Annotated in this window: 1 protein-coding gene and 1 pseudogene; both read left to right on the forward strand. The window is 76.3% G+C overall.

Annotated elements, in window-relative coordinates; all coding sequences use genetic code 11:
* Window positions 1–355, forward strand: a pseudogene (locus tag ABZ990_RS31100) (ROK family protein); the annotation flags it as partial.
* 276 nt (window positions 356–631) lie between these two features.
* A complete protein-coding gene (locus ABZ990_RS31105; RefSeq protein ID WP_361238953.1) occupies window positions 632–1,864 on the forward strand; it encodes an NUDIX domain-containing protein in 1,233 nt (410 codons plus the stop codon).
* Window positions 1,865–1,993: the final 129 nt, after the last annotated feature.

Raw genomic sequence — 1,993 nt, forward strand, 5'->3', positions numbered from 1 at the left:
GTTCGGGGTGCGGATCTCGGCGCTCAGCGGGCGCGGCGGGCCGGACCGGCGTGAGGTGGTGCTGCTCGAACAGCGTTCTCCCGGCGGGGCCGCCCACGCCGGCGACCCGGTGGCCGTGGCCTCCTTCGAGCGCGCCGCGCAGGCGCTCGCGGCCGGGATCGCCGCGACCGCCTCGCTCGTCGAGATCGACATCGCGGTCGTCGGTGGGGGAGTGGCGGGCGCGGGCGAGGTCCTGTTCGCGCCCCTGCGCCGCGCCCTGCGCACGTACGCCACGCTCTCCTTCGTCCGCGACCTCACCGTCGTCCCGGCCCTGACCGGTACCGATGCCGGGCTGCTGGGTGCGGCGGCCGCGGCGGTGGACGCGACGACGGACACCGCCACGGACACCGTGTCGGGTGGCGCGGACGGCGGGGCGATGGTGGACGGCACGGCCCGTGGCACGGGCCGCGCGGCGGGCGATTCCGTACGGGACTGAGGCACCCTCCGGTACGAGGCGGGCCCGCCCCCGGTCCGGGCGCCGGGGCCCCGGGCGTGAACGCGCGCCGGGCGTGCGCCGGTTCGCCCCGCCCGCCCCCGGCGTTTCCGTGGGAGGGTGGTGCGGCAGTCCACTGGGGCCTACCGAGGAGGGGGAATCGTGATCGTCTGGATCAACGGTACGTTCGGTGCGGGGAAGACCGGCACCGCGCGCGAGCTGGTCGATCTGATCCCGAACAGCACGCTGTACGACCCGGAGCTGACCGGGGGCACGATGCGTCTGCTACTCCCGCGCAAGCGTCTCGCGGAGGTCTCCGACTTCCAGGACCTGCCCATCTGGCGCCGGCTCGTCGTGGACACCGCGGCCGCGCTCCTCGCCGAACTGGGCGGTGTCCTCGTGGTCCCGATGACCCTGATCCGCCAGGAGTACCGGGACGAGATCTTCGGCGCGCTCGCCGCCCGCCGGATCGAGGTCAGACATGTCGTCCTCACTCCGGACGAAACGATCCTGCGCGGGCGGATCGACCAGCGGGCCGCCCTTGAGGCCACGGCCGGTCCCGAAACCGTGACCGCCGACGGCGACCGCGTCGCCGTTCCCGTGTCCGTGCCCACGTCCGGGGCGGGGGCCGTGTCCGGCAAGGGCCCCGGGGCCGGCATGGGGTCCGCGGCCGGTTCCGCGTCCGGTTCCGGGCACGGGCCGGGAGCGTGGGACGGCCCGGACGAAGGCGGGACGGCCGAGGCGGAGGCAGCCGCCCGGGTGCGCCGCTGGTGCCTGGACCACATAGCCCCGTTCCGGGAGGCGCTCGGCGGCTGGCTCGCCGCCGACGCGTACCCCGTCGACAACTCCGCGCTCACCCCGGCCGAGACCGCCCGCGTCATCGCCGACGCCGTCAGCGCCGGCCACGCCCCGCCCTGCGGCATAGTGCAGACCCCCGAACCGGCCGGCGAGACCCTGGCCGCCGGTGTCCTGCTCTTCGACGAGCACGACCGCGTCCTGCTGGTCGACCCCACCTACAAACCCGGCTGGGAGTTCCCCGGCGGGATCGTCGAACCAGGCGAGTCGCCCGCGCGCGCGGGCATCCGGGAGGTCGCCGAGGAGATCGGGCTCCGGCTCGACGCCGTACCCCGGCTGCTCCTCGTCGACTGGGAACGCCCCCAGCCTCCCGGCTACGGCGGTCTGCGCCTGCTCTTCGACGGCGGGCTGCTGACGGCCGCCGAAGCCGGCCGCCTCCGGCTGCCCGGTACCGAACTGCGCGGCTGGCGCTTCGTCACCGAGGCCGAGGCCGCCGGCCTGCTCCCCCCGGTCCGCTACGACCGCCTCCGCTGGGCCCTGCGTGCCCGTGAACGCGGCACCGTCCTCAACCTGGAGGCGGGCGTCCCACTGGGCTGAGCCCGCCCGGACACGAGGGCACGGTGCGCGTGGCCGTGGTGCGCGAGGCCACGGCCGCCCGCCGTGCCCGGCGGCGGACCGGGGGAGAAACCCGGTCCGCCGCGTCGGCCCGGTGGTCGCCGGGCCTCA

The sequence above is a fragment of the Streptomyces sp. NPDC046203 genome (genome assembly GCF_040646255.1).
In the GTDB taxonomy this organism is placed as follows: domain Bacteria; phylum Actinomycetota; class Actinomycetes; order Streptomycetales; family Streptomycetaceae; genus Streptomyces.